Origin of the sequence: Bernardetia sp. Wsw4-3y2 (genome assembly GCF_037126295.1) — a bacterium.
In the GTDB taxonomy this organism is placed as follows: Bacteria; Bacteroidota; Bacteroidia; order Cytophagales; family Bernardetiaceae; genus Bernardetia.
The window spans coordinates 1,282,889-1,308,707 of sequence record NZ_CP147017.1 but is presented as its reverse complement, the minus strand read 5'-3'; the positions used below and the strand labels follow the sequence as shown (position 1 = coordinate 1,308,707).

The 25,819-nt window shown below is 30.9% G+C and carries 22 protein-coding genes; 9 read left to right on the top strand and 13 right to left on the bottom strand.

Annotated elements, in window-relative coordinates:
• Nucleotides 1–5 precede the first annotated feature (5 nt).
• The 6 genes from V9L05_RS05180 to V9L05_RS05155 form a co-directional block, all read right to left on the bottom strand.
• Nucleotides 6–2,057: a SpoIIE family protein phosphatase gene (locus tag V9L05_RS05180; protein ID WP_338814643.1), complete on the bottom strand. Its 2,052-nt coding sequence runs from the start codon at nt 2,055–2,057 to the stop codon at nt 6–8.
• Between the two features lie 129 nt (nt 2,058–2,186).
• Nucleotides 2,187–2,936 carry a DUF697 domain-containing protein gene (locus V9L05_RS05175; protein WP_338814642.1) on the bottom strand — a complete coding sequence of 250 codons (750 nt, stop codon included), beginning with the start codon at nt 2,934–2,936 and terminating at the stop codon, nt 2,187–2,189.
• A gap of 319 nt (nt 2,937–3,255) precedes the next feature.
• On the bottom strand, nt 3,256–4,485 hold the full coding sequence (locus tag V9L05_RS05170) for a tetratricopeptide repeat protein (protein WP_338814641.1): 1,230 nt from the start codon (nt 4,483–4,485) through the stop codon (nt 3,256–3,258).
• A 179-nt stretch (nt 4,486–4,664) separates the two neighbouring features.
• Complete coding sequence (xrtK, locus tag V9L05_RS05165; RefSeq protein ID WP_338814640.1) at nt 4,665–5,186, bottom strand: exosortase K; 522 nt, start codon at nt 5,184–5,186, stop codon at nt 4,665–4,667.
• A gap of 2 nt (nt 5,187–5,188) precedes the next feature.
• Nucleotides 5,189–5,452, bottom strand: a complete 264-nt coding sequence (locus V9L05_RS05160; protein WP_338814638.1) for a hypothetical protein — start codon at nt 5,450–5,452, stop codon at nt 5,189–5,191.
• Nucleotides 5,453–5,457: 5 nt separating this feature from the next.
• Complete coding sequence (locus V9L05_RS05155; protein ID WP_338814637.1) at nt 5,458–6,105, bottom strand: MarR family winged helix-turn-helix transcriptional regulator; 648 nt, start codon at nt 6,103–6,105, stop codon at nt 5,458–5,460.
• A 197-nt stretch (nt 6,106–6,302) separates the two neighbouring features.
• Here V9L05_RS05155 and V9L05_RS05150 point away from each other — a divergent pair, with 197 nt between their 5' ends.
• From V9L05_RS05150 to V9L05_RS05125, 6 genes are all read left to right on the top strand, one after another.
• Complete coding sequence (locus V9L05_RS05150; protein ID WP_338814636.1) at nt 6,303–6,425, top strand: hypothetical protein; 123 nt, start codon at nt 6,303–6,305, stop codon at nt 6,423–6,425.
• Nucleotides 6,426–6,637: 212 nt separating this feature from the next.
• Entirely contained in the window at nt 6,638–9,154 is a 2,517-nt protein-coding gene (locus V9L05_RS05145) for a TonB-dependent receptor (RefSeq protein ID WP_338814634.1), read from the top strand.
• 143 nt (nt 9,155–9,297) lie between these two features.
• A complete protein-coding gene (locus V9L05_RS05140) occupies nt 9,298–9,681 on the top strand; it encodes a hypothetical protein (protein WP_338814633.1) in 384 nt (127 codons plus the stop codon).
• Nucleotides 9,678–10,421: a hypothetical protein gene (locus V9L05_RS05135; protein ID WP_338814632.1), complete on the top strand. Its 744-nt coding sequence runs from the start codon at nt 9,678–9,680 to the stop codon at nt 10,419–10,421. The genes V9L05_RS05140 and V9L05_RS05135 overlap by 4 nt, the downstream gene beginning before the upstream one ends.
• A 53-nt stretch (nt 10,422–10,474) precedes the next feature.
• Nucleotides 10,475–11,098, top strand: a complete 624-nt coding sequence (locus tag V9L05_RS05130) for a methyltransferase domain-containing protein (protein ID WP_338814631.1) — start codon at nt 10,475–10,477, stop codon at nt 11,096–11,098.
• A gap of 132 nt (nt 11,099–11,230) precedes the next feature.
• A complete protein-coding gene (locus tag V9L05_RS05125; protein WP_338814630.1) occupies nt 11,231–11,803 on the top strand; it encodes a YdeI/OmpD-associated family protein in 573 nt (190 codons plus the stop codon).
• 125 nt (nt 11,804–11,928) lie between these two features.
• Here the strand turns inward: V9L05_RS05125 and V9L05_RS05120 are convergent, their stop codons facing one another.
• The 4 genes from V9L05_RS05120 to V9L05_RS05105 form a co-directional block, all read right to left on the bottom strand.
• Nucleotides 11,929–12,243 (bottom strand): HPF/RaiA family ribosome-associated protein, encoded by a 315-nt coding sequence (locus V9L05_RS05120; RefSeq protein WP_338789993.1) that lies wholly within the window; start codon nt 12,241–12,243, stop codon nt 11,929–11,931.
• 138 nt (nt 12,244–12,381) lie between these two features.
• On the bottom strand, nt 12,382–13,074 hold the full coding sequence (locus tag V9L05_RS05115) for a YggS family pyridoxal phosphate-dependent enzyme (protein WP_338815413.1): 693 nt from the start codon (nt 13,072–13,074) through the stop codon (nt 12,382–12,384).
• Nucleotides 13,075–13,129: 55 nt separating this feature from the next.
• The gene (locus V9L05_RS05110) at nt 13,130–13,708 is read right to left on the bottom strand and encodes a hypothetical protein (RefSeq protein ID WP_338814629.1); all 579 of its coding nucleotides are present in this window, start codon (nt 13,706–13,708) and stop codon (nt 13,130–13,132) included.
• A 32-nt stretch (nt 13,709–13,740) separates the two neighbouring features.
• Nucleotides 13,741–15,942, bottom strand: coding sequence for a 7TM diverse intracellular signaling domain-containing protein (locus V9L05_RS05105; protein ID WP_338814628.1), 2,202 nt, complete (start codon nt 15,940–15,942; stop codon nt 13,741–13,743).
• A 159-nt stretch (nt 15,943–16,101) separates the two neighbouring features.
• Between V9L05_RS05105 and V9L05_RS05100 the strand changes: the two genes are divergently transcribed.
• Genes V9L05_RS05100 through V9L05_RS05090 form a run of 3 tightly spaced genes read left to right on the top strand, consistent with a single transcriptional unit; the run spans nt 16,102 to nt 19,975 of the window.
• Nucleotides 16,102–16,956 (top strand): glycosyltransferase family 2 protein, encoded by an 855-nt coding sequence (locus V9L05_RS05100; protein WP_338814627.1) that lies wholly within the window; start codon nt 16,102–16,104, stop codon nt 16,954–16,956.
• Nucleotides 16,957–16,970: 14 nt separating this feature from the next.
• Nucleotides 16,971–18,887 carry an asparagine synthase (glutamine-hydrolyzing) gene (gene asnB, locus V9L05_RS05095; protein WP_338814626.1) on the top strand — a complete coding sequence of 639 codons (1,917 nt, stop codon included), beginning with the start codon at nt 16,971–16,973 and terminating at the stop codon, nt 18,885–18,887.
• A 17-nt stretch (nt 18,888–18,904) separates the two neighbouring features.
• Nucleotides 18,905–19,975 carry a glycosyltransferase family 1 protein gene (locus tag V9L05_RS05090; RefSeq protein ID WP_338814625.1) on the top strand — a complete coding sequence of 357 codons (1,071 nt, stop codon included), beginning with the start codon at nt 18,905–18,907 and terminating at the stop codon, nt 19,973–19,975.
• Between the two features lie 24 nt (nt 19,976–19,999).
• Here the strand turns inward: V9L05_RS05090 and V9L05_RS05085 are convergent, their stop codons facing one another.
• The 3 genes from V9L05_RS05085 to V9L05_RS05075 form a co-directional block, all read right to left on the bottom strand.
• Nucleotides 20,000–20,575: a sigma-70 family RNA polymerase sigma factor gene (locus V9L05_RS05085; protein ID WP_338790001.1), complete on the bottom strand. Its 576-nt coding sequence runs from the start codon at nt 20,573–20,575 to the stop codon at nt 20,000–20,002.
• A gap of 239 nt (nt 20,576–20,814) precedes the next feature.
• Nucleotides 20,815–21,990: a hypothetical protein gene (locus tag V9L05_RS05080; RefSeq protein ID WP_338790002.1), complete on the bottom strand. Its 1,176-nt coding sequence runs from the start codon at nt 21,988–21,990 to the stop codon at nt 20,815–20,817.
• 162 nt (nt 21,991–22,152) lie between these two features.
• Entirely contained in the window at nt 22,153–25,719 is a 3,567-nt protein-coding gene (locus V9L05_RS05075; protein ID WP_338814624.1) for a CHAT domain-containing tetratricopeptide repeat protein, read from the bottom strand.
• Nucleotides 25,720–25,819: the final 100 nt, after the last annotated feature.

Genomic DNA, 25,819 nt, shown 5'->3' with positions numbered 1-25,819 from the left:
AAAACTTATTCTATTTTGAAACCCATTACTAAAATATCATCTATTTGATTGTAGTTGCCTTTCCATTTTTCAAATGTTTCTTCCACATGTTTATGCTGTATTGCAGAAGGCAAATGATTAGTTTTGTAGAGTAAATCATATAGATTTCTGCTGCCAAATTTTAAGTTTTGTTCTCCTCCAAACTGGTCTTGATAGCCATCAGAAAACATATAAAACTGTGTGGGAGTATCTACTTTTATTTTGTGAGTAGTATAGTTTCGTTCTCTATCTATCATTAATCCACCAATAGGCAAATTGTCGCCTTTTATGATGTGAAACATGCTTTTCTGTACATATAAAAGTTTGTTTTTCGCTCCTGCAAACCAAACTTCTTTTTTGTCCTTGTGATGAATACAAATTGTGGCATCCATTCCATCTCTATTATTAGTTTTCTTTTGTTTGAGCGTTTTGACAGTTCCTTTATGAAGCAAATCTAATAACTGAGCAGGATCTTCAATAGTATTATTTGTAATGATAGCTGAAAGTAAATTAAAAGCAATCATACTCATCAAAGCACCAGGAACACCATGACCTGTACAATCAATAGCTGCAAGTATGGTTTTTTCTTTTGTGCTATGCAAGAAATATAAATCTCCTGAAACTACATCTCTAGGTTTGAAAAATACAAAAGCATCTGAAAAAGTTCGTTCGATACTTCGTATATCAGGCAACATGGCTTCCTGAATGCGCTTTGCGTAGGTTATACTATCAATAATTTTGCTCTGTTTTCTTCCAATTAATTTATTGATAGAATGAATTTCTTGTAGTTGATTTTGTAATGTTTTTTTATGATTATCAATTTCCTTTTTTTGAAATTCAAGCGCATTATTTTTTTCTAGAACAGATTTATTGGTTTGCTCTAAAAGGTCTCTTTGAGAAATTATTTTTTCTTGTTGCTGTTCTAATTCTGTGTTTTTTGAAAGTAAATCATCAGCTTTTTCCTGAATGTCTAGCATATATTGCTTCAACGAATTAATAAGAAATTGAACATCTTTTGAAAGTTGGCTTAGTTCATCGTTACCTCTAAGAACTACACTCTTACTTTCTCCTTCAAAATTATTATTTACTAAAGTATTAATCAGTCTAGATAATCGGCGAATAGGTCTACCCATTTTTTGAATAACTAAACCAGCCAAAAGAGCATTTACTAATAGAGCAACCAATAAAATAGAGCCTAAAATAACTCTCATTCTATCACTTTCTTGTTCACTTTTTTTATTTAATTGTTCTCTAGTAGTATCTAATTTGGTGTTAAGCTGTTCGGATATTTGATTGAGTTTGCCCTTTAATCCTGTAATATTGGTATAGCCTATAATTAGTTCTAGCTCTGCCATTTCTCCAAAATGATAAGCATACTGGTCTAACCATTTTATATAAAGCTCTCTTTTGTCTTTATTATAGACTTGTTGTTGTATTGTATTTTTTAGTAGCTCAACAGCTTGAGCATGTGTAGTAATATACTTTGTGTTTTTTCTGATAATGAAGTCTTTTTCATGTCTTCTTATCATCAATATTTTATCTAATGGAAGAGTAGGATTTTGAGCATTTTCTATATAATGAATTAGTGTTCTCATTTTTCCTGTTATACCAAAATCTTCAAATCCTTTTTTATAAATGAGCTTAGAAGCCGAATCAAATGTATTTTGATATTTTTTTGTTTGGATAAGAAGTGCTTCTAGTTCTGAATCTATCTCTTTTTCTTTACTAATTAGCTCTGTGTTTTGGACTTTTTTTATATTTTCTTCAAATTCTTTTATTAGGAAATTATTATCTGTCAAGAACTTACTTTTTCCACCAGAATCATAAAAACGAGGATTAATAGATTCATAACTAAAGAAATCTCTTTGTAATTTATCTATTTTTTGGAGTTTTAATTGAGCATTATTTAAGCTCATCCTCAAATCTGTTAAGCTATTTATCTGCCTGTCATACCAAAAAATGCCTATCAAGATAGATAAACTAGTAAGAGCCAATAAAATAATAGAAAATATGAGTTTTGACTTGATAGAAGAAAACATAATGTAAAAATGCTAAAAAATAGAACTTGATAACTTTTTTGATAGTCATCAAGTTCGCATTCTGTTTCTTAAATGATTTGATGTTAGTTATTCTATAATAGAAAAACAGAACATTTTGTTTTATATAATTTAAGACATAATTTTCTTTTTCATGCGTTCATATTCTTCGTCTGTCAAGATTCCTTTCGCTTTTAGGTCATTGAGTTCTGCAATTTTGGCTTCTTTTAAAGCCTTTTCTTCTTCATCTTCCTTTTGTTCTTTCGATTCTCGTATAGATTCATTTTTAGGAGCTTTCGTTTCTCCTGCTTTGTTTTGAAACTGATGTTCATATTTTCCGTCTTTGGGTGCATTTGGGTCAGTTTCCATGGCTGGCTTACCTTTTTTACCTAAATCTGTGTTTACTTTGTTCTCTTCATTATTCATAGAATTTTTTGCTTTGTCTTTCATTTCAGCAGCATATTCTTTTCCTTGTTCGAATTTTTCTTTGTAGAAATTTTTGAATTTTTCGGTATCAATATCAAATAAATCTCCTCCAGATTCAAAATGCTGAACAAATACACTTCCAATGGCATAAGTAGAAGCTCCTGATAAAACGACCATTGCGCCACCCCCTAAAAAAGAACCAATAATAGGAATCGTTTTGACTGCTGATGCACCCATTCTGACAAGCGTACCACCTGCAAGCATTGAAATAAGGGATTTTCCCATATTTTCGCTCATTTCAAAACCATATAAATTAGAAATTTGCTTTAACATTTCGTACTGCATAGCAGAAACAGCAATCGTATCTAAAAAAGGAATTGGAATTGCGCCCATTCCCATAGACCATAAAACATGTTTTTGAACGATTCCTTCGGCTTGAACTTTAACTTGACTCATAATATTTTTGTGATTGATAATTTTTTGATGAAATTTTTTATTGACAGTATAATAAATCCTTAACGGAATATAAGCAAATGATGTTTTGCTTTAATGAAAAAAATGAAAAAGCATATCTCTTTTCCTTAAATATCAATTATTTTATAAACTGATGTTACGCAACGATAAAAATTCTTGTATAAAACGAAACCCACGATTTTAACCGTGGGAAAATAAGCACAGAATAGTAAAAAACAGCATGTTTTTATTTTCCCATAACTAAAGTTATGGGTTTCGTTTTTGTCGTTGTGTGTGGTTTACTGGCGACATTATCACCTAATTATTTAAATAATTTTCTATTTTCTCTTAAATATTCTTTTGCTTCTTTTTTGGTTGGGTGTTTACGGTCTGCATGGTCTTTTATTTTTTCGTAATAACCTTGTGCAGCTTTGTAATCTTTTTCTATGTGTGCAATTTGTCCTAAATATGACAAAGAATATAAGTAATAACCTGAATCTTGTGCATCCGAACTTTCTCCAAATTGTACAGCTTGTTCCAAGTATTTTTTGGCTTCTTCATAATTTTTCAATGCTCTAAAATTATGTGAACCTAAAAAGAAAGCTGCGTAACGTCCGATTGTACCTTCATATCCAAAAGCTTTTTGTTCGATAAGTTCTAAAGCATTTTTAGATTCCTCAATGGTTTTGTTTCCATCCCCTGTCATATATAAAAGTTTTAAGTATTGACGATGAAAAAATGCATTTTTTGGATAACTTTGATGTAAATATCCTGCTAAATTCAATGCCTTTTCTCTGTATATTGGATTTTCTTTTGCTTCGCCATCATAAATACGAATCAGAAAAGTTTGTGCTTCTGTTTTGGTATAAAATCCTTCTGCTGTTACTTCTTCTAATTGTTTTATTCCTTTTGCTTTATCACCATCTTTGAAAAACCAAAAGATAGGTTTTAGTTCTCCATAATTTTCTGGAATCCATTCTACATAATAGTTGTATAAACCATCTCCAAAGAGTAATTCTGGACTCAAATCACCATATCCTCTAGCATCTTCTAAGTAATTCAATGCTCGTTTTCCTGCAATGGTGGCAGCCGTCCAATTTCTTCTATTCGATTCTAAACGTCCTTTAAAGGCATAAGCAGCTGATAAAAAGAAAGCCGCTTCTATCTGTTTTGGAGATTTTTTTTCTGCATTATCATATATTTTTTCTGCATAGGTGATTGTAGTATCCATATAGTTATTAAAAACACCATCATAACTTTTGTCGTCTTCATTAGGCATCATTTTCCAAAAATTACTTAATCCCATCAAAAAATAGCCAAGTGGATGTTTGGGATAATGTCTTTTAATCCATTGAAACTGACTTTCAGCACTTCTAAAGTCAAAATTGTACATATCATTTAATCCTTGCGTTGCTTCTATCTGAATCGCCATGCTGTTGATGAGCATTTCGACACTATCTGGGTGAGGCAAATCTTGTGCTTTTGCTTGTTGCAAAGAAGAACTGAAAAATATTGAGAATAATGGAATGAGAATATAGAGTAAATTTTTCATTGCTTGATATTAGTGAGTGAGATAGGAATTTTAATATAAATTGTTTTTACTTAAACTCTAAAAAAGAACTTTAGATAAAGTAAAATCATTATTTATAACTACTCTAAATAACAAAATCATACCAAGTTTTTCAGTTAGTAATTATCAGTTACCAGTAATTAGTAGAATAAAATATAATTTTATTTATATTTATTTTTAACTCCTATTGCCCATTTTAATCCTAAATAATAAAGAATCAGCATTGTAATATAAATAAAAATTCCTAGCAAAAGATGACTTTGAGAATAGTCAATATAAGGAATCAAAAGAGGTAAGAATTTTATTGAAATAACGATTCTACCCGTATTTGCAATGATGGTAACCAGCCAAGCCAAACCAAAAACAGCCATAAAAGAATAGAAAAATTGCCACAAATTAGTTACTTTTTTGTACAAAAGAAAAGTTCCCAACAACAAAGCCATCAGCCAAAAATTAAGACCTGAACAGCTTTTATCAATAATTGTAATCGGCAGAGTGTGAGTACAGACATAGCCTTCATTCTGCAAAAAATCAAAATTTAGTCCTGTAATTTGTTCTACCCAAATCGTCGTAGGTTTCAAGAGCCAAACCGAATATTCTACATCAAGATTTGTAAAATACCACTTGAAAGCAAAACCAATACAGAAAACTGTGAATAGGAAAGTTAATCGTAGTTTTTTCATCTTTAAAATGAATCTTCTTCTTCGATAATATTTATTTCTGGTTGAGTTAAAACTTCTTTGCGAACCTCACTCAAATCTTCTGTATGTAAAATTTCATAAACCTCATGAATCCATTTCTCAAATATTTTATCTTTAAATGTATATCTTCTCATATCTCCACATAAAATACGATGTCCATTTCTAGCAGCCCAAACTCTTGGAGTAAAATTCATATTATGAATTGAGATAAAATATTTTTCATCTTCTAAGGTAAAAGGTTCTTTCATTAAAATTACTGTTTTCTAAAATTCAAAAGTATTTCAATACTTTCTTTCTTATTTTCATGATAAATAGGCTGATGAAAATCATTAAGACGATTCAAAAGTAAAATAAGCTGTCGTTTTTCATCTTCTTGCAAATCTCCCACAATAAGTTCTCCTATCTTTTGCATTCTTTCTACATGAGCAAAAAAGATTCCTCTTCCTGCTTCGGTAATGAATAAAGACTTGCTACGCTTATCTGTAAGTGATTTTTGTTCTGTTATAAAACCATTCTTTTTGAGGCGTTTCAAAATTTCTATCCCTGTTGTTTTTTCGTGAATATGATAATCAATAATTTCAGTTTTAGTGCTTCCTGCTTTCAAAAGAATACTTCCCAAATAGGTAAAATCATCTAAAGTAGTCAAAAGACTATCTTCTAAGGCTTTTTTTGTATAAAATTTTGCAAAACGATACATAAAACCAATAAACTTTCCGATGATACTATCTAAGGTTTCACCTGTTGGTTCTAGTTTTATTTCTTCTTTAGACACATGGCTGTGTGTCTTTTCATATAACCACTTTGAGAAAATAGCTAAGTCATTTTTTTCTAATTTTTGCCCTGTTTGGGTTTCGTATTCTTGAGCTTGATTTATAAGCTGATGTAAAATATCGTAGTTCATTTTTTTTACTGTGTATATCGCTCGTGGGGACACCATAGCCGTCAAGCTATTGTTTATTCTACCATTATCAACGTCTTGTTATCTTCGATAACTGACGATTGCTAAGGTAAAATAAACAAAATCAGCACTTTTCTCCCTTAGCAATCGTGTATTTTCGAAGAACTTTTAAGTCGGCGAAGCCAAAATGGACGTTGATAATGGGAAAAATAGAGTACAGTTTTCTTGACTTGACGGCTATGGTGTGGACACTAGCAATGGATAAGTCTTTTTCTGCTTTTCCAAGAAAAGCTAACCCTACCGTTGCTCGTGTCTCTAATTAGTTAACTTTAAAATAAAATTTAGTATAATAACGTACTAAATTGAAAATAGTTTTCTATAAATTTAAGAAAATAATTATTCAAATCTAAAACAATTCTCAATTATTGAGGTTAGATTTGCATTCTGAAAATAAAACACTTTCTGCAATTCTCTTATTTAATACGTAAACATACTATAAATTTAAAACTATTTTTTTATTTTATCAAAAATTCGAATGACTACTTCAAAATTTTACTATTTATTTTTTGCACTATTTTTTAGTGTTTGTATTTCTACTTTTGCACAAGACAATTCAACAGAAAATATAGTTGAAGAAGAAGACCCAACTAAAAAACAGAAATCAGTAAAAAAAGGAATTGTACAAGGAACAGTTAGAGATAAAGACACTCAAGAACCACTCATTGGCGTTTCGGTTATTGTTTTGGGAAGCGATCCTATTATTGGCGTAGTTACAGATTTGGAAGGAAATTATAAATTAGAAATTCCTGTTGGAAGTTATAATTTGGAGGCTTCTTATGTCGGTTTTGCATCGCTCAAAAAATTTAATATCGTTGTCAGTACAGGTAATGCAAATAATGTCAGTTTTGAGCTTTCTGAATCAGCTTCTAATTTGGAAGGTGTCGAAATTGTAGCACGAAAAGCGACTTCGGCTTCTCCTACAACCGTTGAAAGTCCACTTTCAACACAAAGATTGACGACAGAAGAAATAAAAAGCAATCCGGGAGGGAATTTTGATATTTCTCGTGTTGTACAGGCTCTTCCAGGGGTGGGAAGTACAAGTGGTTCGGTTGGTGGTTTTCGCAATGACATTATTATTCGTGGTGGTGCGCCAAATGAAAATGTTTATTATTTAGATGGAATTGAAATTCCTGTAATCAATCATTTTGCCACACAGGGAAGCGCAGGAGGACCTACTGGAATTTTGAATGTGTCTTTTATTGAAGATGTAACGCTTAGTTCGTCGGCTTTTGAAGCTCGTTATGATAATGCGCTTGCTTCTGTCTTTACATTCAAACAAAAAGAAGGAAATGCGGAACGTTTGCAAGGAAATATCCGTCTTTCAGGAACAGAACTAGCAACTACTTTTGAAGCTCCTTTAGGAAAAAAAACGACTATGCTTTTGTCTGCTCGTCGTTCGTATTTACAGTTTTTATTTGAAATTATTGACCTTCCTATTCGTCCAAACTATTGGGATTTTCAATATAAAGTAACCCACAAATTCAATGAAAAAACTACACTTACAGCCATTGGAGTTGGTGCGATTGATGAATTTACCTTTGAAGAACCAAGAGAATCTACACCAGAAAATGAATATGTTTTGCGTTCAAACCCAAGTATTAATCAATGGAATTATACGACAGGTTTTGCGCTTAAAAGATTGGTGAAAGATGGTTATGTAAATGTAGCCTTGAGTAGAAATATGTTTGATAATCGCCTTGACCAATTTGAAGACCGACAAGAAACCGAAGAGTTTAGAACGCTACTTTTAGAATCTCAAGAAATTGAAAATAAATTGCGTATTGATGTAAATAAGTCAAAAAATGGCTGGAAATACGCTTATGGTTTGGTAGGTCAATATGTAAAATTTAATAATGATATTTTTAGTAGAATAAGAAAAGAATTGAGAGATTCGACAGGAAATATCATTCAACCACAAGTTTTACTCAATTATAATTCTGCGATTGATTTCTTTAGATATGGAGCTTTCGGACAGGTTTCCAAAACGGTTTTGAATAATAAATTAGGTTTATCTTTTGGCGTTCGTACTGATATGAATACGTTTACAGAAACTGGAAATAATCCTTTCGAAACTTTGTCGCCTCGTCTTTCTGCTTCCTATTATATCAATGATGAATGGTCAATTAATGGTTCGGTGGGGCGTTATTTCAAAATCCCAATTTATACGGTTTTGGGTTTTCAGAATGAAAATGGCGATTTTGTTAATAAGTCAAACAAATATATTTCTTCTACGCATTATGTTTTGGGAACGGAGTTTTTGCCACGAGCAAGTACACGTTTTACAGTAGAAGGTTTTTATAAAAATTATGCAAACTATCCTGTTTCGGTGCGTGATGGCATTTCACTTGCCAATCAAGGTGGAGGTTTTGGCTCAATAGGAAATGAAGAGGTAGTAAGTATTGGAGAAGGAAGAGCCTACGGATTTGAGTTTTTATTTCAACAAAAATTAGTGAGCAAAATCTTTGCAGTCTTTTCTTATACATTTGTTAGAAGTGAGTTTTCGGGAACAGATAGCGAGCTTATTTCTTCAGCTTGGGATAATGGTCATTTGATTTCAGCTATTTTGGGACGAAAATTTGGCAGAGGTTGGGAAATGGGTTTGAAATATCGTTTTGCAGCAGGTGCGCCTTATACTCCCTTTGATTTATTAGAATCAAGAAGAAATTATTTAGGAACTGGAACAGGTGTTTTGGATAATTCTCGTCTGAATTCTGACCGATTAGGTAATTTTAGTCAGTTTGATTTCCGTTTAGATAAAAAAATCAATTTCAAACGATTGACTTTAGATTTATATATTGATATTCAGAATGCTTTTGTACAGGCTTCTCCTGCTTTTCCTCGTTATACATTTGCCAGAACAGATGATAATTCAGGTTTCCAAACTACCGACGGACAACCAATAAAAAATGACGGCTCAAATGCAATTCCTACTATTTTAGAAAATAGTGATCCAAGTGTTTTGCCTACGATTGGATTTATTTTGGAATTTTAGATAAGTCGTCGGTGGAGACACCGACAACGGCAAGAAAGTAATTTTAATAAGGATAAGGCTTTTGCTTTGTCCTTTTTTTACTATTTAATTTTATATTTGTCATTCTTAGAAAAAGAGGACTAAATATAACTAATGGTAATAGAATGACAGATAATATAATTTTGAAAACTCATTTGTATAAAATAAAAGTCAAATGCATGTATCCCAGTATTGAGGAAGCTAGAAAATTGGTTCAATTTTTTTACAAACATAGAATAAGAGAAGGAGAATATAGAGATTTAGAATATGAGGCAAAATATTTATCTTCAAAGTATTCTATTAAAGGAGTAAATAAATGGACTGCTAACATGGCTATTTCCGATAATATCTATATTCCTATAAAACTATTTAATTATCTTGTCCATCATCACATATACGTAAATTATGAGCTTAGATTAACTGATACAGATATACAAGAAATTCAAAATCTACAATTAAAAAAAATAAAAATTTTGAGTATTTGCCCTATTAGAACACTAGAAAAATGAAAAAAAGATATATTGTCCTGCTATTATTTATTTTAGGAATTGGCTTTTTTATTTACACAAAAATATATTGGATTCCATTCAACATAGATAGAGTAGAGAATAATCAGTACAAATATGAGAAAAATGGATTCGTCTTTGTCTCTAAAGATAGACTAACAAATTTCTTCTTCCCTAAAGGTAGATGGAATACTCTGCATTTACTAAAAGGAAAAGGATACTCCGTTTTTCATAATTATCCAAGTTTAGGAAGTTCTGGTATTCCTTCTTTAGGAGAAATTCTTAATCAAGAAAAACGTTCATCTCTATCAAAATATACATTGAATGAGTATCTAGGTCAAAAAGCTGATTCAATAGATTGGAGTAGCATCAAGCCTGTTATAATAAAAACTATTGTAAATAATAAAGACAGTATAGATTATAGTTTTCAAGTTTTAGTTGGAGTTGATACTGTAATAGTACCAATAGAAATTAATCCTGTACAAAAAAAATGGTTAAAAGAATTTGAGTTTATAGTTGATTCTGTAGATAATTGTTTTCGAAGAATTGCATACAAAGAACAAGATTCAGTTATTAAAATACAATGCTATTTAAGATATTCTAGTGATTCTGTCTATAAAGATGGTCTTATAGCATTAGAAAAAATAGATGATAGTGATGTCAAACTAGAGGAATTATTAAAAATAGCAAAATCTTTTAGAATAGTTGATTACTCTAAATCGCTTGAGTTTGCAAATGAGTAAATAGCTATCTTTTACATTCTTGGGTTCAAATTAGATGAGTACAAAAAAATAACATGATAAACCTAAAAAACGATAATGAACTCTCGTGGTCATCGGTTGTAGCGAATAACACAATGAATAGAAAAAGAGTAGCTTTAGGTGTGAACAGCTATGAGAAAGACATCAAAATTAATATTGAATCATATTTGAAAGGAATTAAAAATGAGCAAGAAGTTCGCTGGATAGATTTATGTTGTGGAGAAGGAAATGCGTTATTAGAAGTTGCGAACGTTCTTAAAAAAGAAGCAAATAGTTCTAGGTATAAATTGGAAGGAGTAGATTTGGTTGGATATTTCAACCCATCTGTTTTCGAAGTTGAAAATATATTAGAAGTCAGCGAAACAAACTTGTCAGATTGGACAACAGATTTCAAATATGATTTGATTACCATTGTACACGGCTTGCACTACATTGGAGATAAAATGAAGTTGATAAGATACGCAGCAAGTAGATTGAAAAGTGATGGAATATTATTGGCTAATCTTGACATAAAAGATATAGAAATTACAAATGAAGCAGATAGTAAAAAGGCAATTCAAGAATATTTTCAGAAAGAAGGTATAGATTACAATTTGAGAACAAAACTTATGAGAATAGAAGGAAATAAAAACATGCAACAGGATTTTGTATATCTATGAGCAGATGATGGAGCTGGAGCAAACTATACAGGTCAAGATGTCGTAAAATCATACTATAAAAAATAAAATCAATCAAAGAATAAAACTAATATTGGTAGTAGTGTTATTTTAGTAGCAATGAAATAAATTTTAATGAGAGAAACAGAAACATATTATCCACAAACCAAACAGCAATGGAGAGAATGGTTAGTTACAAATCATATTCAAAAAGATGCTGTTTGGCTTATTTTTTATAAAAAGAAGACAGGAAAACCAACTCTAACTTGGAGCGATGCTGTAGATGAGGCTTTGTGTTTTGGTTGGATTGATAGTGTCAAAAAAACGTTAGATGAAGAAAGGTATATTCAATATTTTTCTAAACGAAAACCAAAAAGCACTTGGTCTAAAGTCAATAAGGAAAAAGTAGAGCAGCTTATAGCCAAAGGATTGATGCTGCAAGCAGGCTTGGACTGTATAAAAATTGCAAAACAAAATGGTAGTTGGGAAATTTTAGATAATGTTGAAGCATTACTTATTCCAAAAGACTTGGAAACAGCATTACAATCAAATGAAAATGCAATGAACTTTTTTAAGAGTTTAAGTAAATCAGTTAGAAAAACAATGTTATATTGGGTTGTATCTGCCAAAAGACAAGAAACAAGAAATAAGCGAATTACTCAAATTGCAGAACTTGCCAGTAAAGGATTGAAACCCAAACAGTTTTGAGAATAAAAATTTAATCTACAACTATTTGAAATAGTGTAATAAAAGATTAAAATTTGCCAACTAAAAAGGCTTAGTCATATCACTAAGCCTTTTCAATTCAATAATAGAATAGGTAACTTTACTTTTTAACGACTCTGTATTTTCCCTAAGAAACTATCTAAAGCAGCTTTCATTTTATCAATAGATGCTGAAACTGCTTTTTCGATGGTATCTTCTTGAGCTGAAACAGCAATAGGTTGTCTGCCTTCAAACCTCGCTTCTAATAAACATTTTATATCGTTTAAACCTTCTTTTTTGCCATTTTCATCAGACAAATGAACTTCTACTCTAGTAATATGAGAATCATATCTATTAAGTTTTTTTGAAATCATATCAGAAAAGAACGCTTCAAGCCTTGCGTCTCCGTCAATAGTATTGTCTGTGTTAAATTGAACTTTCATGGGAGTATTTTTTAGGTTAATAGTAATTAATTTTATTTGCTTTACAATCTAATAAATTAGCGACATAATCCAAGTTGTATATCATTCAAAGTACAGAAATGGAAATATTAATCAAATCAATTTAATCTCTCTTTTTCTTTATCTTTTTCCAAAAATAGCACTTCCGACACGTACAAGTGTTGCTCCTTCCTCTATTGCTATTGGATAATCGCCACTCATTCCCATAGAAAGCTCTCTAAAGGCTATATTTTTTGTTGTATTATTTTTATTAAATGAATCTTGATTTGCTTTTACTTTATCAAAAAGAGATTTTAGTTTTTTAAATTCTGAGCGAACTTGATTTTGATTATCTGTAAAAGTAGCCATTCCCATCAGTCCGACTAGTTTTATGTTTTCAAAGGTCTTTACTTCTTCATTTTCTAAGATTTCATAAAGTTCCTTTTCGTCCAAACCAAATTTTGTGTCTTCTTCTGCAATGTGCATTTGTAAAAGACATTCAATGACTCTTTTGTTTTGCTTTGCTCGTTTATTTATTTCTTTTAAAAGTTTAAAGCTCTCTACTGAATGAATCAGCGAAACGAAAGGTGCAATATATTTAGTTTTGTTGGTTTGAAGTGTGCCTATTAAATGCCATTCTATATCTTGTGGAAGTTTTTCTTGCTTTTCGGTAAGTTCTTGTACTCGGTTTTCTCCAAAAACTTTAAAACCCAAATCATACAAAGTTTGTAATTTTTCTAAAGGATGAGTTTTGGTAACAGCAATTAATTTTGCTTCTGTATTTTCTAAGTTTGATAAAATTTCATCTAAGTTTTCTTTGATAGATTCTTTCATTTCTAATTCGTAATTTTTAATTAGCTTCGCTGCTTTGGCAGGTCGTAATTGATTTTTATTTTCCATATTTTTCTAAAAAATCTTCCCAATCTTTTGGAATGTTCTGTTCGATGGCATCACTTTTTGTAGCTGGTGAAATATGTAAAAAATTAAGTATAAATTCTACTTCATTTTTATAATCAAATTGCAAATCTGGGTGTAATTTGATGATTTTTTTCAATACAAAGTCAGTTCTTTTGCAGACATAGCCTCCAAACTTATCAGCACGATAAGCATATTTTTTTAGAAAATCGGTTTGTTTTTTGAATGTTTGAGAAAGCAAATATAAAGTGAGTTCTATTTCTCCTGTCTTGTCTTTTGTGATTTTGACATGTTTGGTAATTGCTCCGTTTTCTGTTCGCATTGCCATCATGAGCCAACCTGGTGTTCCATGATTGAAACTTGTCATATTGTCAATGTCTTCTTTTATCTCTTCAGCTAATGCTTTCGTTTCGTTTTCATCTCCGAAAAGCTCATGTTCTAGTCTTGCAATAAGCATTTGGTCTTTTGCAATCAGACGAAGTAATATCTTATCTTTTTCTTTTTGAGGCATCTGACAAATTGCCTCCTTTAATTCTTTTGCGATTTTTGCCATATTTTTAATAGTTCTTTATTTTTCTAATTGTTTTACATGCGTATTCCAGCCAAAATCACATCATCAGTTTGTGATTGTGTGCCTTTCCATTCTAAAAATTCTTTATCTAAAATTGCTTTTTGTGTGCTCATTGGAAAATTAGAAATTTCTATGAGCTTTTCTCTGAATATTTTGCTCATATATTTCATTCCATCTTTACCTCCAAACTGGTCTTGAAAACCATCTGAATAAAGGTAAAAAACATCTCCTTTTTGATAAGTAATTTCATGCATAGAAAATGATTTTACCTTTTTTGAAGTGCCTCCAATAGCAGATGTAGAGCCTTTTGTAAGCAAATGTTCGTTTGCTCGTATATGAAAGAGAGGATTTTTTGCACCTGCAAAATAGGCTTTATCTGTTCCTTCTTCAAAAACCAAAATTACAATGTCCATTCCATCACGGATTTGCCTTCCTGTACTTTGGCGTTGTGTGGTGGCTGCCGTAATTCGTTGGTCTAGTTTGTAGAGAATTTCATGAGGCTGCCATATTTTTTCATGTCCGACAATTTCTTCTAAAGAATCGACACCCATAACAGTCATAAACGCACCTGGAACTCCGTGTCCTGTACAATCTGCAACAACAAATATTTTATAGCTTTTTTCTTCTATTGTTATTTTTTTGAGCCAGTAAAAATCACCACTTACAATATCACGAGGACGGAAAAGTATAAAGGCATTTCCCAATTCTTCTTCTAGCTGATTGATATCACCCAAAATAGCAGCTTGTATTCGTGCAGCATACGTAATGCTATCAGTCATTTTTTTATTGGTCTCTTCAAGTTGATGATTCTTCTTGTTGATTTGCTCTTTTTGTTGTTCTATTTCTTGTGTTCTTTCTATTACCTTTTCTTCAAGTTCTTGATTGAGAGTTCGTTGAAGAATTTCGTTTTCTTGAAGTTGAATAATTAGTTTTTCTTGGGCATCTTGTTTTTCACGCTCATTGAGTTTCATTCTATATCCCAAGCCCATTGAAAAAAGCAATATTTCAGCTACAATTCCTACTTGGATAAATGCTCCTCCTACTATTCTTGGTGCAAGGTCTAAAAAATTCATTATGTTTCCTGTTGCTGCACCCACAATCAAAGCAAACGAACCAGCGACAAAGAAATACATTAGTTTCTTATTAACTTTTTTGTTTGTTTTCTTATTATTTAGAATAATTAAAACCCAAATTAAAAGAATCAAAATAAATAATGCTTGTAAACCAATAGAAAGGAAATAAAGAATAGCAATCAGCTTTATATCTTTTGTAAAATGATACAGCATTACAAAAGCAACTACCACAAATTGAACATAAATAGCTACTTTAATTGCCTTATCCATTTTTGGAAATAGCTCATCTGTCCTTAGAAAAGAACGCATAAAGAGAAAATAAAACGCTACACACAATCCTGCAAAATACCATATATAATGAAATAATTCGCCATTGATTCCATCTAAAGCAAGGCTACTCATGACAGCCAAGAAAAGACCTGTTCCAAGCAGATACAAAGAATAATAAAGATAAACTCTTTCTTTATTGAGTATAAAAATCAAGAAGTTATAGAAAACCATTATCCAAATAAGACCTTGAAAAATACCTTGAGAAAGGTTACGGTATTTTACCTCTTGTTCAAATTTATCTTTTTTTATCAATTTTAAATCTACCTTTATCGGACGATTATTGATATTTTGATAGCGAATAAATAATGTTTTCTTTGATTTAGGTAAAAAATTTACTCTTACTTTGGTTTGAGAAACTATTTCATCAATATTTCTTTCAGAGGGAGGAACAAAAATGCCATTTATTTTATGAGAATATTCATTGAGAGCAGGAAGAGGGTCAAAAACATCGACCAAATTCAAATCTTTACCTAGATTCAAAACCCATTCGTGTTCGTGAGGAAGCGTATTATTGATTGTTATTTTGACCCAATAAATACAATTAGGACTCCAAGTAACTGTATCTGAATAGGGTATAAAATCATTTTGTAGATTTATGATTTCTTGAAAAGGCTTGTTCTTGCTACAATCTACATATAAGTAAGCATAATTGAGCAAACTATCGTGAACTACTTTTTCATTTTTTATGTCAAAAATAGCCTTTGGTGTTGCATCAAAAGAAGCATCAATAATTACCTTCTCTATTTTCTCTTTTTGTGAAAAAGCAAAATTGAGAGTGAAAATTAAAATGCAAGAAAAGATTAATCTAAACAAGGTCATTAAAAGAGAAGGTAATTCTTAATAATAGAAAGATACGATACTTATTTATTACTGCAAAATCAAAAAAAAAAATTAGTTTTGTACTTAATTTATAATCTAGTGTGCTAATTTTTTGTTTTTGCTTATTTTATTGAGTTTCAATAGTTTTATTCTATGTCTTATTTTTCATTTATTATTCTTACTTTCAATGAGGAACTACACTTACCTCGCTTATTAGAATCCATTAAAGATTTGAATGCACCCATTTTTATATTGGATTCAGGTAGTACAGATGCAACTTTATCAATTGCAGAAGGCTATCAAGCAAAAATTATTTATAATAAATTTGAAAACCATCCGAAACAATGGGACTTTGCTTTAAACAACTTTGATATTCAGACAGAATGGATTATTGGACTTGATGCAGACCAAATAGTAACTCCAGAACTAAAACAAAAATTAGTATTATTCGATGAAAATACAGTTTCTAAAGAAGTAAATGGAATTTATTTCAATAGAAAAAATTATTTTAGAGGTCGTTGGATAAAACATGGAGGTTACTTTCCAAAATATTTACTCAAAATGTTTAGAAAAGGATATGGACATTCTGACCTCAATGAAAATATGGATCATCGTTTTGTTATTGAAGGTAAAACACAGATTTGGAAAAAAGGTTTTTTGATAGAAGAAAACACAAAGGAAAATGACATTTCTTTTTGGCTTGCCAAACACAACAAATATAGCGACCTTGTAGCACAAGAAGAAGTAGAACGTATTCAAAAACTACGTTCTCAACACACTACACGCAAACTTTCTGGTAATCCTGATGAAAAAATTGCATTTTTGAAAAACATTTGGTGGAAATTACCTCTTTATTGGCGACCTTGTATTTACTTTATCTATCGTTTCTTTTTTCAACTTGGTTTTTTAGATGGAAAAGAAGGACGAATTTTTCATTTTCTACAAGGTTTTTGGTTCAGAATTATTGTAGATATTAAAATTGAAGAGTTATTGAGAAGTAAAAAATAATTAAAAATAGGCTTATGTGTGGAATAAATGGAATTATAGATTTTTCGCTGCAAAATAATATGCACAGAGTGGCTGCTATGAACAAAGCTATGGCACACCGAGGGCGAAATGATGAGGGAATTTGGCAAGATGAAACCACAAATAGTGTAACATTAGGACATAGAAGATTATCCATTATTGACCTTTCTAATGCAGGACATCAACCAATGCACTCTCATGATGGGCGTTATACATTAGTTTTTAATGGGGAAATTTATAATTATAAAGCACTCAAAAAACAGCTTGATTATCCATTCAAATCAGACTCAGATTCAGAAGTCATTTTGGCAGCATTTGCAGAGTGGGGAATAAATTGTATCAAAAAATTTGAAGGCATGTTTGCCTTCGCTATTTGGGATAATTTAGAGAAAAAACTTTTTTTAGTACGAGATAGATTAGGTATAAAACCGTTGTATTACTATAGAGATGAAAATAAATATGTTTTTTCGTCTGAAATGCGTGCCATGTTAGCTTCTGGATTTATTCCAAAGAATTTAGATCACCACGGCTTAGAAGATTTTTTACGTTATCAGACTGTACATGCACCTCGCACAATGATTGAGAATGTTTGTATGCTTTTGCCTGCTCATTATGTAGAAATTTCTGATACAGAATGGATAGAAAAATGCTATTGGCAAGCACACCATACTGAACAAAAAATAGGAACTACCTATAAAAAAATAAAAAAAGATATTTATGAAAGATTAAATGAAGCAGTCGAAAAGCGTTTAGTGGCTGATGTTCCTTTTGGAGCTTTTCTTTCTGGTGGAATAGATTCTAGTATTATAGTTGGACTAATGAGCCGAATGTCTAACCAAAAAGTAAAAACATTTTGTGTTTCTTTTGAAGAAGAAGAATTTAGTGAAGCAAAATATGCTCGTTTGGTTGCCAATAAATTTGGAACAGAACATCACGATATTCATCTTAATCCAAAAGATTTTTTAGAAATCATTCCGAAAGCTCTTTCAGCTATGGATCATCCAAGTGGTGATGGAATAAATACCTATATAGTTTCGAAAGTGACTAAAGAGAAAGGAATTGATATGGCTCTTTCAGGCTTGGGAGGAGATGAGCTTTTTGCTGGCTACGACCTCTTTACAATGCTCAACAAGCTCAATAATAATAAATGGATAGGAAAATTACCTATTTTTTTGAAATCTAATGTTGGCAGGCTACGACAAAAATATCGTCCTTCAGTAGCTTCTGACAAACTTTTTGGCTTGCTTTCTCAAAAAGATTGGAAATTAGATTATACGTATCCACTTATCAGACAAGTATTTTTAGATGAACGTATAAAATCGTTTTTACGTAAAGATGAATTGACTGAAAACAGAGTGCGCTCAGCTTTCAAAAGTTTAGCAAGACAAAAAGATTTTAAAAAACTTCCTTTTTTATCTCAAATTTCGGTAGCAGAGCTTTTTACATATTTACAAAATATTCTTTTGCGTGATTCTGACCAAATGAGTATGGCGCATACTTTAGAAATTCGTGTTCCTTTTTTAGATCACAAATTAATTGAATACGTTCTTCAAGTTCCAGATTCTTTCAAATTTCCTCATTCTCCTAAAAAGTTGTTAGTTGATTCAGTGGGTAATTTACTACCATCTGAGGTTGTCAATCGTCAGAAAATGGGCTTTACTCTTCCGTGGCAAATTTGGCTTAAAAATGAACTTTTTAGCTTTTGTGATGAGCGTGTCCAAAATTTAGCAAGTCGTCCAGAGTTTAATGAAGAAGGAATTATGAGAGTTTGGAGACAATTTTTAGACAATGACCCTAGAGTATCGTGGGCAAGAGTTTGGAATTTGGTTGTGCTAGAAAATTGGTTGCAAGAACATCAAATTTCGGCTTCTCCTGTTTCGCTTATTTCTTCTTTTGATTCTAATTTGGTTTAAAAAATAATAAGAGAAATTTGAAAGTCATTTATTTACATAGAAAACCTCGTCAGTTTGGAAATTTTAGTATCGAATCTTATTTTGAAGATATTCGCTCTTATCTGCCTTCTATTTCAAAGAAAGTAGAACCAATTGTTTATCAATCTCCTTTTTTTAGTGATGGAATTTTGCCACGAATAAAAAATATTCTTGATGCAAAGAAACAAACTCAAAATCTCAAGAGCGACATAAATCATATTACAGGCGATGTACATTTTCTGACAATGGGATTAAATCCTAAAAAAACAATTCTGACTATTCACGATTGTGCTTTTTTAGAACAACACACCAACTCTGTAAAGGATAAATTAAAACGAAAATTTCTGAAAACCTTTTGGTTAGATATTCCTGTCAAGCAATCTCGTTTTGTAACAGCTGTTTCGGAAGCAACAAAAAATGAAATCATAAAGCATACAAATTGCGACCCTAATAAAATAATTGTCATTCCGACAACCATTTCACCAAAATTTGAAGAAGCATCAAAAAATTATATTCCTAAAGAATTTAATTCAGAAAAGCCTATTATTTTACAATTAGGGGCAGCTTTTAATAAAAACTTAGAACGTCTTTTTGAATCTTTAGAAGGGATTAATTGTAAATTACATATCATTGCTCCACTTTCAGAACATCACTTCAAATTACTCAAAAGATATAAGATTGATTACAAACATGAAGACAAAGTAAGTTTTGAGCAGCTCATTTTGGCTTATAAAAATTGTGATTTAGTTTCTTTTGTCTCTACCATTGAAGGTTTTGGAATGCCAATTATAGAAGCACAGACTTTATCAAAACCTATCATTACAAGTAATATTTCTTCGATGCCTTGGGTGGCAGGAAAAAATTCATTTTTGGTAAATCCCTATTCTATTACAGAAATCAAAGAAGGAATTTTGAAGATTATAAATGATGAAAATTATAGAAATGAACGAGTACAAAATGGACTAGAAAATGTAAAAAGATTCAATCCAAAAACAGTTGCTAGTCAGTATGTTGAATTGTATGAGAGAATGGAAGACAGGAAATTGGGAATTAGAAGTATCTCTTCCTAGCTGTTGTTGTTGTCTCCCCAACGATTATACAACATCCTGTTTGAGTTGATTATACAAATAGGCTTTTGCTACATTCCAATCTCTTTTTACAGTTGCAGGCGAAATTTGTAGTGCATCGGCAGTTTCTTCAATAGAAAGTCCTGCAAAAAAACGACATTCTACTACTTTTCCTTGTCTTTCATTTAAGTTTTCTAGTGTAATCAAGGCTTCGTGAAGTCCTAAGATATGCTCTCCAACTTGCTCATCAGGGATTATATTTTCTACTTTCTGAATATCTACATCAATATCCTTTCCCCCTCGTTTTTCGGCTGTTTTCATTTTGGCATAATTTACCAAAATATGACGCATTGCCTTTGCAGCCACAGCAAAAAAATGTCCTTTACTTGAATAGTTTTTACTGTCTTGGTCAGCTAGTTTTATGTAAGCTTCATGTACAAGTGCTGTCGTATTGAGCGTGTAATTTGCTTGCCAACGCACCCTCAAACTATGTGCAACCTTGACAAGTTCATCATAAACCAAAGGAAAAAGTTTTTCCATTGCCTGTGTATCGCCAGATTGTGCAGCTGAAAGAAGTTGAGTAATAGGAGGTTGATTATTCATATTGTATCAGTATACTTTCTATTTTTAAATAGATATAATTAAATTTTACGTTGTTTTATCTATTTTATTAACGATAAAACTTTTAATAATGATACTATGAAAGAAGATGAAATAGTATTTTGTTTTCATGTTTTTTGAAATAAAATGCTATTTCTAGCAATTTCATCTTCTTTAATTATTTCTAAATTTATCTAATCTTTGTAGGCATGTTACTGTGAAACCTTCAACAAATTATGATTTTAATACCTACTATAAAATCTTCTCATATTTCCTGTGAGTTGGTCATAAATAGGCTTGAATAATTCTACAAATAAATCTTGTGGTGGTGGTGGTGCAACAGGGCGAACTTTAACAGCCTTTTCTTGATCATTATCTAAAGCACGTTTGTCGCCTTGGTATGTTCCCCATTCATTTCTCCACACAAATTCTCCAGGGTATTTATCTTGCATCAAAATTCTGTTTGTCTTTGCGTCAATGACACGCACATCTAAACGTCCATTTGAAACTACATATTGCTCATGATGTGTATAATCTGCTTTTACAGCATCTGTAATAGTTTTGGTAGCACCATCATCAAGACGAACTGTACGTCTAACACTGTCTACTGCAGTTGTGGTTTTTTCCTTCATAAATACTTGTCCAACCGTAAATTCATCAAAGCTCATCATTAAAAGCTGGTCAGCACAACAATAATTAGGTGTTTCCCAAGACAGATAAAAAGTTACAAACTCATTCATTCTACGATTTGTGTTTAGATACTCCATTACTTGACTTTGCACAAAGTCTCTTCCCAAACTAAATGAGTTTGGAACTTGAATAGGCTGAACCAATACCTTTAAAGTAGCTGCATCTTTAGCTGTCGGAATCTGAACAGCAACATCTTTATAATTTTTGACCCATTGATTGGCTCTTACAAAATGATAATAGGCTTTTTTTGCATCTTCTCTATTTTTTAAACCCATTAGCTTTATTCCTTCATTATAATTTGCTTCGGCAGCCTTGTCTTTCGCTTTTATTTCTTCAGATAAATAACTTGTTGGGTTTTTGACAATTTTTAAAGCAGCAGGACTTTTACGAATTTCGTTACCCATTTCGTTGATTCTGCCATAGCTTTCTGCTACTTTTTCCCAATTAAGAGGATTTACTTTTGTATCTAATGTACGTGTTGTTCTCAAATTCTCTTCTACTGCTCTATAATAAGCCTCTCCAAGTGTATGACGTGCTTTTTTGTTGTTTGGGCTCTGACGCAGTCTATCAACAGCTTTTAGAGTTGCGTCGTAATAATCTCCTCTTTGTAGAGCTTTCTTTCCAGAAGAACAGGCAGAGATTACAAGTAATAAAATAATCAAAATAGATAAAGAACTATAAGTAGATAGTTGCCTTGTTAATTGATTGAGTAGTAGATGAGGTTTCATGATTTTGAATAGATTAAATGAATGATAGTTAAATTAGTGATTATAATGTGTCTTTTACTTTTGTAAAATATAAGTTAATCATTTACAAAACTTATTCAAAAATCTGTGCCAAAATGTACTTTTAGTTAAATAAAATAATTATTTTAACAAAAATAATTATTTTTATTCTCCAATTAATAAAATACCTGCCCAATAAAAAGGATTTTTGAATTTCTCAGATTTTGATAATTTCTGTTTGGCAAGTTGCAGAGATTCTGAATAAGATTTGCCTTCAGAAACAGATTCATAAAAGAATGTCATAAGTTCTTTAGTAGCTAAATCATCTATTTGCCACAGCGAAAAAAGAACATTTTTTGTTCCTGCGTTCAGAAATGAACGAGTAAGTGTAATTACGCCCTCTCCTTCTACTACTTGTCCTACACCTGAACGACAGCTACTCAAAACTACTAGTTCGTTAGGAAACGACATTCCATACAAATCACTTGCATAAAATTTTTGTGGAGTTTCTTTATCTTTTGTAATAGAATCTTTTCCAAATAACCAAATATGAGAATTGAAAGGTGTTTTTGTAAAAGTCTGGCTATGTGTAGCTAGATGCAATCTTCGTGTTTTGGTTGCATAGCTTTTCAAATTTTCTTGATTTGCTTTTAAATTTACAAAAGCTAAAGCATTTTTCTCTTGATTAGTAAACAAATTGGCAATTTCTTCTACTTCTTTCTTGCTGTATGGCAGAGAACTCAAATTACTTCTATTACTTGCCACTAAATTACTATTGTTTTCTTTTTGGTCTTCGAAAACAGGAGCAAAGCCAACAAATTCATATTCATAGTTTATTTGATTTTTGCTTTGTCTTTGAGCTGCCCAAAGTGAAGATGAATAATGAAAAGAAATTTCCTTTTTTAATAATGGATAATTGATATTTTGATTAGATAGGTTACTCTCTTGGTTAGATGTACTTAATAATGTAGAAAAAGGAATTTGTTGTAAAATAGCATCAGGAATAATAATTAGTTTTTGACTTGTTTTGATATGCGATTCGATAGGTTGAATTAGGATTTTATAGAGTGCATCACTTTGCACTACAAATTTTTCTATGCTACAATCTTTAGCTAAACAGTTTCTATATTTTTTCAGTGTTTCTTCAAAATCAATTGGCTTTATTCTATAAAATAATTGTTTGTCTTTACTAATGATTTGAACAAATAAATAAGGTTCAAACCATTGATAAACAATCATTTGTTCGTTTTCTTTTAGATTTTCTTTAATAGTTTGGGTAGTAGCTAATTGATTAGGTTCTTGAAGGTTTTTATAACTTTTGAATTTCTCTGACAATTCATTTTTAAGTTTTTGATTTTTATTTCTTGTTTCTAAAATTTGCTGATTGTAATACGCTAATTTAGCTATTTGACTTTCTGATTTTTCCTGACTATCTGTATTTTCAAGTTCTTCTATTTCACGCTGATAATAATCAATTAGCGAACTATAATTTACATCTAACTTTCTCAAATTTTCAGGAACTTGTGTCATTACAAGAGCTTCTTGAGTTTGTTTTCTTAGCAAAGATGCACGATTTTTTTCTGCAAAATAAAAGGCATCTTCATAAATTTGTTCCTCTACAGTTTTCATTTTTGTAGCTTCAAAACAAGTAGAAAGAGCCTTTCCATAAATTTCTGTTGTCAGTTTGCTGATAAGTAATTGGTCATTATCTGTATGCAATTGAGAGCGCATTTTATCAATTATTTCATCTGCCTTTCTGTAATAGTTTAGTTGTTGAGCAAAAGGAAACTTATTTAAGGTAGCTAAACCTTTGTAAGAATCTAAAGCAATTTCTATATCTGCATACTCTTTTCCTAATACGTTTACTTCAAGTGATTTTCTATAATTATTTTCGGCTTTAGTAAAGTCTGAAATGGCTGCAAAACAGTTTGCTAAGTTATTCAAAACATTTGCACTCGTCCATGTTTTTTCATTGTTTTGTTTTTCTATCAATGCTTTTTGATAATAATAAATAGCTGAATCATAATTTTGATGTTTTTCAAAAGCATATCCTAAATTATTATAGGCTCTTCCTATATTAGCATGATTTCTGTTTTTTTCGGGTAAAGTATTTTCAGCAGCCAAAGACAAATGATAATAATGGTAGGCAGAATCGTACTTTTCAAGACTTCTATAAACTATTCCCAAACTACTATATGTTTGGGAAAGAATATAAAATCTGTCTTTCAAAAATAGTTCTTCTAATATTTTTTTAGCTTGCAAAGAGTGAAAAAGAGCTTTTTCATTTTGTTCTAGTTTTAGATAAACCCTTGAAATAACTTGATGAGAACGAGCAATAGCTGTCGGAAAATTTTTCTGTTCTTGTGCTTCATAAATTTCAATTGCACGTTTAGAATACTCTACCGACTGCTGTAAGTTATTTTGTTCACTATAAATACTGGCAACTAAAGAGTAGACATTTGCAACTTGTACATGACTTTCTCCTAATGCTTTCTTTGTTAGCTCTAAATATTTTTCAGCATAAAAAAAAGACTTATCATAATTATTTATTTTTGAATAGGCAATTGCATTGATTTTATATACATCAATTTCAAGATAAACCGAAGCAACAGGATTTTGAAGTATTTTATCTGAATAATCAACTGCTTTTTGATAGAAATTTTGATAAAAATAAAGAAGTGATTTGTGAGCATAAAGCTGTTGAACTTGATGTGATTCTTGAGAATATAACTTTGAAAACTGTTCTATATATTCATCTAATAATTTTTCTTCTTCATCCCATTTGCGAGTTTCCAAAAGCATAGCACTTCGCACCCGAATATGGTCTTGAAAAACAGAATTAGTAGCAGGCGTTTTCTGACAAAGTACCCAAACAGAATCACTAATTTCTACGACTTCTTTCATTTTGCGCTCAATAAATAATTTGGTCATAGATAAGACATGAAAACGTAATTCTAATTCTGTTTGAGGAGCATATTTAGCCACTTTTTCTTGAATTTCATCTAAATAAACTTGACTTTCTCTTACTTTTAACTGATAAAGCAACAAAACTTTTGTGTAATGAATTTGAGCATCTACTTTTTCAATTTCATTGGCAGTTTGTGGAAGATAATCAATAGATTTTTGAGCATAAGAAAGGGCTTCTGTAGGCATTCCGTAGGAAGTGAAAAGCTGGCTAAGAAGCTCAGTTTGTTCGGATGCTGTTTCAAATTTGGAATCTTCAAATGTCTCTATTTCTAAAAAATCTAAATTTATATCTGATACGTTTGCATACCGATTGGCTAACTGATAACTTTTGAGTTCTTGATAATTTGGAATCTGTTTGAATAAATTAACTGCTTTTTGATAGAATCCTTTCCAATACAGATATTTTGCTTCTTGAAATATAATCTGATGAGCTAATTCAGTTTCTTTTTTATCATTTAATTTTAATTCTTTTAGCTCTTGAATAGATTTTTCTACGACTTCTATGTTTCCAACTAAGTAAGCTATTTTGAGTCGTTGTATTTGAAAATTGATATAGTTACTTGTTTCTTTTTTTGGATTCAACTCTGCTAAATATTCGCCATAAGCAATTAAAGTGCTATCTATTTGATTGTTTTGCCAAAGGGAATTTATTCTACTCTGATAAAAAATATCACTTTCTGAGTTGTTTTGAGCTTTTGAGAAAAATGAAAAACTAAAAAAAACTAAAAAGAAAAATAATAAAACAGAATAGATTTTAATTTTCATAGTAGAGTTGTTTTTTTGTAGATATTATAATCTTTGAATAAAACAAATCTAATGAAAAATTATATTAGATGGAATGAAAAATAGTATTTTTTCTAAGGCT